Genomic DNA, 7,179 nt, shown 5'->3' with positions numbered 1-7,179 from the left:
AATCTTTATAACTCTACTAAAAATTAGATTTAATTCAGGAATTATTTCTTTATTTAATACTGCTTGTTTCATATAGCTAGTCATATGGCTTGAGATATTTTCAGCAGAATTATCCCCACTCTCAAAATCTAAAAGTGAACAGAATCTTAAAACTAATTCATCTAAATATAGCTGTTCCACTTGTCTTTCTGTTGGTGCAATCAAGCTAATAAACTCAGGTGTATTCGCTATTTGCTTTAAGAACACATTAAATTCATTACCAGCCCCACGGAAAATGGCATTTCTGATTTCTTGATCTGTCAGTTCTGTGCCACCTGTGTTCAGACGGTTAAACAGCTCATATCTCATATCAAATGCACTATTCCATTTAATAATTTCAATCCGACATGATGCTCTTTTAATATTTAATTGAAGTCTTAATGGAAGATCTTTACAGCCCAAATCTTTAAACTCTGCAACAATATCTCCAGCCCCCATAATCCAACTATTTTTTTCAGGTAGATTTTTCAACAAGCTAAAAAATGATAAGACAGTTGAAATTCTTTGTAAGCCGTCTACCAATTCCCATCTTCCATTTTCATCTTCAGCTACAAAAATTGGAGGAACAGGAATGCCTATAGTTAATGATTCAATAAATCTTGTTTTCTGATAATCATCCCAACGAAATAATCTTTGAAAGTCAGGATCAATAATAATTTCATCGCGTTCATACATATTCATGATTTCGCCGAATGACATATCTAATCTATCTGTAGATAAGCTATTTCTAACACTATCAAGCTTAGCAATTAGGTTTTCAACCTTACCCATTAAAAATCTCTTTCTAAAATAATCTCTTATTATTCTAATAATACTAGACAAAATATTTTTATGTTCACTTAAAGTTGGTCATTTAACATAAAATCTCTTATACGCAACCCAGGTTAATCCTGGGCTTTCTGTTCAATCTCATCATTGGTCGAGAATGTGTCTGGATTCGTGAGCTTGATGTTTTCTTGGCATTGATCGCATACCAAGAGTCCTGCAAAAAGCTGTACATTTTTTCTTGATTGGCAAAGAGTACAAGCTTTCGGAAACATTATTGTATTTGCTGTAGTAGTGATATGAGTGCTCATCACAATTCCTAGAATAAGATTTCTCACTATCTTCTCTTAAACTTCATCGCTTGAGTATTGAAGAAGGTCCATTTTTGGAACTTTTGTAGAAAATAGAAATATAAATTATTGATATTAAAATTAAGAACTCAATTCTAGACTTTAAAAACTTGGTTAAAAATCTTTCATTGAAAATTTTTAATTTAAAAGGCTGAGGAAGCCACACGAGCATGCCCTATCTAATTCATTAAACTGATCAAATTGACGTTTTCTATTAAACTCCTTATGATTGTTTTATGACTCAGTTTATTTATCTTATTTTTCAAATACTTAAGGTCAATTATTGAGTTTCCGTGACTCACCATCTTATTTTAGTAATGACTCACCCTGTTTAATTATAAATATCAATATCTTGGATTAATTTTTCTTATTTTTTGAGCCCAAATACCTGAGTCAAATTTTAATTCAAAATATTAAATACTTATATTAAAAAACTGTCTTTTCGTGACTCAGCTTTTTACTATAAAGAAAAGTACTTGAAAGCCTTATGTTATAAGGCTTTGAGGGTTGTCATCGTTAGATGCGTGGTGTGTGACAAAAAAATCCCGGCATGTGCCGGATCCTGAATTGGAAAATTGGCTAAAGTGACGTAGGGCTGGTGCTTGGTTTTGCATGGAAAAAAGTATTTATTTCCTGGTTTAAAAAAACGTAAAAAGATCAATTTTTTGTCCATTCATCCAGGTTAAAAATTCCAACCTAAAACTTTAATTATGAAAAGCTTCACAGAAAGCGTTCAGATGCGATTTAAGAGCTTTTAACTAAAAAATATATACCTCATAGTGAAAAACAGAAAACAGCTCAAAAAACGCAAATGAGAGCGAAATAAAGAGGTATTTTGACTCTAGATAGCTTTGTAGAGCGAGTGTCTACGAGCGAACTTATAAAATTTTTCTCCCGACCTCCCTGAAAAACAGTTTTTTTGCCCTCTTTAGCCTAAGAAAGCGTAAGTTTCATGTAGAAATTTGCTTCTGGACCGAGCGTAGCGAGTAAAAAAGTTTTATGAGCGAAGCGAATTCCGAGTTGCTTTTGTTTTTTCTTAAAGTCACGTAAATATTAACCAAAAAATTGCCCCTACGAACTGAGCGAAAGCGAAGTTCAATAGAGTTTGAGCGAAGCGAAAACCAAGGGCAATTTTTCAAATTTCCTTTTTTAATTATTTTTAATATTTTAAATATTTTCAGTTGTCTGTATTACTTATCTAGCAAGCCTTTCAGAGCCTAACTATGACGGATTGACTACTAACTATGACAGATTGACTACTAACTATGACGGATTGACTACTTAACTATGACGGATTGACTACTAACTATGACAAGTATATATTTGTCATATATTAAAAAATAAATGGCTTTATTTTGAATAAGAATCAAGTTGTAAAATCAAATCAAGTTATAGAAGCTTCATATCAATTAAGTGCCGTAGAGCAGCGTATTGTCTTAGCAGCTATTTCACGTATTCCAAAGAATCAACTTATCACTGATGATGAGCTATATCCTGTCAGTGTTAATGAATTACAGCTCTTAGGTGTACACGAGAAAACAGCCTACAGAGATTTAAAAGAAGGCATTAATAGACTTTATGAAAGATCCATTAATCTTACAGTTGACGATAAATCTATCAAAATGAGATGGGTACAAGAGATCCAGTTTTTAGATAGTCAAAGTGTTATTGGTATTCGTTTTTCAAAACCTATTTTGCCTTTCATATCTAACTTAAGCAGAGAATTTACCAAATATGCTCTATCTGATATTGCAGGAATCAATAGCGGGTACGGTATTCGTATTTACGAGTTGCTGGTGCAGTATAGGCAAATAGGTAAGCGTGAAATCTCTGTTGATAATCTACGAATAATGCTAGAACTCGGTAAAAAATATCCTCTGTTTGCCGACTTTAAAAAACGAGTAATTGACACTGCTGTAGATCAAATCAATGAATATAGCCCTTTACGTGTGACCTATGAGCAGAAAAAAACAGGCCGTAAAGTTACTCACATCCTTTTTTCTTTTAAAGAAAAGACTAAAAGTCTTAGTCACCAGAGTCCGGATATACCAAAAGATTTTTATAAGTTAACAGATGCTCAAATCAATATGTTTGGTAATCAGCTTTCTCGTCTGCATGAACTTTCCCATTTAGCACTCGAAGGCGAAAGCTACGAAGTATTAGCCGCAAAAATTAAAGAACAGCTGAGAGATCCAAAACAACAGAAGCAGTTTTTACCTTACTTACGAAACTTAGGCTTTAAACCTTGAGTGTATTGAAGAATACACTTATTGTATTCTTCAATACGTATCCTAAATACACAGTAATACACTATGAAAACAAGTACGAAATACAGTGTTAGTGATGCTGCAACATTGTATAAAAAGTCTAGAGCTACACTTTATAAAGATATAAAAAATGGGGTATTAAGCCGTGACCATGATGGCTTTATAGACTTCTCAGAACTACTCCGCGTTTATGGTGAACCCTTTAGTGGAAAACAGTCAAAACGTATTGATACGTCTCCAATACAAAACCCCGATACATCCGAATACACTGATAAAACAGTAATAGAGTTAAAAAATCAGATCGACTTCTTAAAGAAACAATTAGAGAAAGCAGAAGATAGAGAGTCAAAAGCTAATGCTCGTATTGACACACTACTTACGCTTATTGAAATGAAGCCCTCTAAAGCTAATTTTGAGTCTGATAAAACTCATATAAAGGATGATTCACCATCTGGCACAGAGGATATAACAACAAATCTTCAGTCGGAGTCGCCTAAAGAGGACGGATTGACTACTCCAGAGAATAAGCGCATTCCTGTTCCAGAGCATGTTGAACCAGAGCCTAAAAAGCGTGGCTTCCTGAGCCGTTTTTTCCTTCCATATGGTTAACTTAGGCTAAATAAAACCGTGAAACATTGGTCATTAAGTAAGCGTGGAACGTGAAGAGTCGATAAAAAAGCCCAACTCAGCTGAGTTGGGCTTTTTAAATCGACGTAAGACTATGAATTATAATAAATAAAAGAAAGAATTTCGTATAACGTGTATTATGTTAATTTTAGAAAGTCTTAAAAATTACAATTTTTTTGGATATTCTTTCAATGATTTTATATATATACAGCTATGTAGTTAGAAATCCTTTCCATAGTGAAACTAGAATTGATTTAAGAAAGATTAGTTGGGAAGAACTATCTATCTTAATTAATAAAGTTTTTTTTCACGGAGGGGAGATAAATATTACTAAAGCCGGTACACAGTATAATGAAGAGTATTCAACTCTTACTTATAGTGATTTAGATAGTTATAGCCTGGTCTGTGATGAAAGATATGGATATCTACTTGGATGTAGTATTTTTGAGAATGATGAATATCCAGAAGGGAGCTACCTTCGTTTAGTAAATAAAAATGAAATACTATCTGAGAAAATATATACCTTTGCACCTTTTGATGATGAGTGGAGTGCACGATATGTTAATCAGGACATAGAAATTGCTTTAAAAATATTTAAAGAAATTTACAATCATGGGTATCTCTCAACTGAATCTAAGCAACTATTTAAAGATAATTTAAGTTCTTAGCATAAGGCTGCTTATGCTAAATTTTAAAAAAATATAGTAAAAATAGCAGCTTAAATTTAAATTTTTTGACTTCGCATAAGGTGTATTATGTTAATTTTAGGAAAACTAAACTCACTCAGACTTAAAATAATAAAATCCATTCAAGAGAAAAATAATGCAGAAAAAGATAATGGTCTCTTTATGTTTGGTTCTTCTCACAGGATGTTTTCAGCGAGAGAAACCTATGTTTCCAAAAGAGGGAAATATTGAGACATGGAAGCAAAATGATCATTTAGTTGTGAAAGCTAAACTTGGTCCAAGGAGAGAACATGTTGATACAGGTTGTAAAAGATGTGAAGCAGAGTTTTATCAACCAGAACATGAACAATATATTGGTCAGTTTCCAATAGATTATGTACCTGAAAAATTTCCAAAAATTAGTGTAGTAGAAGCGGAAAGTCTGCCATTCCCTTATTCTAATGGACAACTTGAGTTTGACTTAATGCTCAATGGCTCAACTGCACAGGCAACAGATCGAACGATAAATAGTGATCAAGGATTAGATCATCCAGATCAAGTAAAAGTTAGACTGCTAAATACAAGGCTTGATGGTAGAACAAGTGATGTAATTAATTACAGGTTGAAAAATAAACCGAATGATTTTAATGCAGAAAATTCAAATAAGTATGGTATGCAATGTTGGCGTAATCAATCAACAGATAGTTTGCGATGCTATGGACAATCAAAACATAAAGTAGACGTGGGTGTTCTTTTTAAGAATATGGGTGGGGATCAAAGTAATTGGGTGTTGGCAGAATCATGGGAGCCTTTATATGGGGGGATTACAATAGAGTGGAGTATAGATAAACGTAATTTGCATAGATGGAAAGAGGTGGATGCTGCAATTTGGAGACTTTTAGACACATGGAATGTATCTCCAATTTCGGATTCAAGCCAGTAAAATAGTCATCACTATCTTTTATTTAACATAATGGCGATTATACGAAATGCCTTTTTAAATAGTGTTATTTATCAAATACTTAAATCCATAAATCCACAACCCCAAAGATCAAAAAACACACGTTTTCACAACTCGTGTGTTTTTTAAACAAATCTGTAACTTTTAGCCAATAAAATTGGCTAAAAAACGCTCAATTTTGGATTTTTTGCCCAGGTGATAAGGCTCCCGATCTGAAACTATCCCCAATTTCTGTGGATAAAATTTAAGCTTTCGTAAGCCTTAGCGCACATCAATCTCTGTGCTTTGCTGCTATCAGGAATACTGGAATATCCCTAGGATAGATTCATATAGGAACAGGATGTTCCGGAGCAAAAAACAACTATGATAAGTTCTAACACTAGGATGGTGAGGTAGAAGAGCAGCTACCGCCAGATGTCGCACAATAAAAAACCCCGACAGGATGCCGGGGTTTTTTATTATCAAAATTTAATTCGCATAATCCGTATTATGTTAATTTTAGATAATCTTCCAAATAGTTAATGTGTTGGAGCTAGTTGTACACCCTTGTAATCCTTATTAATTGCACTATGTTCTAAACATACAGCTACTTCATACATTAGATCTTCAACTAATTTATAAAATTCGTCTAAATCACTATTATTGATTTGGATTGAGTTATCACCATGTGCACAGGCATTTCTGAAGAGTAAAAATCTATCTATTTTGCTTCCATAAATACTCTTATCAAGAGTCAATGAAATACAAAATCTATCAAAGATATCTTTTAAGACTTTGTAATTAACATTCGATTTAGTAGGAACTTTTTTAGAAATAGAAATGACAGGCTTTAATTTTTCATTTATTGCTTCGACTAGTTTGACTTTAGCTTTCAAATTTTCTCTAGATGACTGAAAATCACACAAACTATCTAGCTCATGTGTCAACAAAACAATATTGATTTCATCTCTACTCAATTGTAAAGAATCTAAATACCTTGCATATATAGAGAAAGCCTCTTTTACAAATCCTTCCCATAAAGCATAAATAGCGGGAATGCTTGTTCTATTATGAACCTCTCTATCAGTAGGGCTTAAATTATACTTAATAGGTAAAGTCCTAATAGTCACAAGCTGAGTCAATCTCCACTCAATGTCAGTTAGAATTTCATTTATAAAAACCATAGCTTAGTCAAATATCTCTCTTGCAACTTCTATACGTTTAGCAATTCTCGACTTACTCGCTGACGAAGATCCAGATGCTCGTTTGAAATTATCTGATGCTTTCAATGCATCAATTCTCTCAATTATTTCATGTGTTCTAATTGATTCATATTTATCAATATTTTTTGAAATTCCATGCATTACACAATCATATAAGCTAGTAGAAAAAACGTTATTAGACCCTCTGAAAACATTTTTTCCTATAGGATACAGAATCTTTATAACTCTACTAAAAATTAGATTTAATTCAGGAATTATTTCTTTATTTAATACTGCTTGTTTCATATAGCTAGTCATATGGCT

At 32.8% G+C, this 7,179-nt stretch carries 8 protein-coding genes; 4 read left to right on the top strand and 4 right to left on the bottom strand.

Annotation, left to right across the window (positions count from 1 at the left end; all coding sequences use genetic code 11):
- Both AY605_RS05445 and AY605_RS15190 read right to left on the bottom strand, forming a co-directional pair.
- A partial coding sequence (locus tag AY605_RS05445; RefSeq protein ID WP_064095444.1) for a GmrSD restriction endonuclease domain-containing protein occupies positions 1-810 on the bottom strand: 810 nt, incomplete at its 3' end.
- Between the two features lie 113 nt (positions 811-923).
- Positions 924-1,115: a hypothetical protein gene (locus AY605_RS15190; RefSeq protein ID WP_000103613.1), complete on the bottom strand. Its 192-nt coding sequence runs from the start codon at positions 1,113-1,115 to the stop codon at positions 924-926.
- Between the two features lie 1,394 nt (positions 1,116-2,509).
- Between AY605_RS15190 and repM the strand changes: the two genes are divergently transcribed.
- The 4 genes from repM to AY605_RS05415 all read left to right on the top strand — a co-directional run bounded on the left by repM (position 2,510) and on the right by AY605_RS05415 (position 5,656).
- Positions 2,510-3,403, top strand: coding sequence for a replication initiation protein RepM (gene repM / locus AY605_RS05430; protein ID WP_064095443.1), 894 nt, complete (start codon positions 2,510-2,512; stop codon positions 3,401-3,403).
- 63 nt (positions 3,404-3,466) lie between these two features.
- Entirely contained in the window at positions 3,467-4,030 is a 564-nt protein-coding gene (locus AY605_RS05425) for a plasmid replication DNA-binding protein (RefSeq protein ID WP_064095442.1), read from the top strand.
- A 209-nt stretch (positions 4,031-4,239) separates the two neighbouring features.
- Entirely contained in the window at positions 4,240-4,716 is a 477-nt protein-coding gene (locus AY605_RS05420) for a hypothetical protein (protein ID WP_064095441.1), read from the top strand.
- A 154-nt stretch (positions 4,717-4,870) separates the two neighbouring features.
- Positions 4,871-5,656 carry a hypothetical protein gene (locus tag AY605_RS05415; RefSeq protein WP_064095440.1) on the top strand — a complete coding sequence of 262 codons (786 nt, stop codon included), beginning with the start codon at positions 4,871-4,873 and terminating at the stop codon, positions 5,654-5,656.
- Positions 5,657-6,192: 536 nt separating this feature from the next.
- Here AY605_RS05415 and AY605_RS05410 read toward each other — a convergent pair.
- The gene (locus AY605_RS05410) at positions 6,193-6,837 is read right to left on the bottom strand and encodes an MAE_28990/MAE_18760 family HEPN-like nuclease (RefSeq protein ID WP_064095439.1); all 645 of its coding nucleotides are present in this window, start codon (positions 6,835-6,837) and stop codon (positions 6,193-6,195) included.
- A 3-nt stretch (positions 6,838-6,840) separates the two neighbouring features.
- Positions 6,841-7,179, bottom strand: a 339-nt coding sequence (locus AY605_RS05405) for a hypothetical protein (RefSeq protein WP_212839204.1), incomplete at its 5' end; no start/stop codon positions are given.

This window comes from Acinetobacter sp. SFD (assembly GCF_001647575.1).
Taxonomy (GTDB): Bacteria; Pseudomonadota; Gammaproteobacteria; order Pseudomonadales; family Moraxellaceae; genus Acinetobacter; species Acinetobacter pecorum.
Note: the sequence above shows the minus strand (reverse complement) of the source record. Positions and strands in the feature narration are given on the sequence as shown.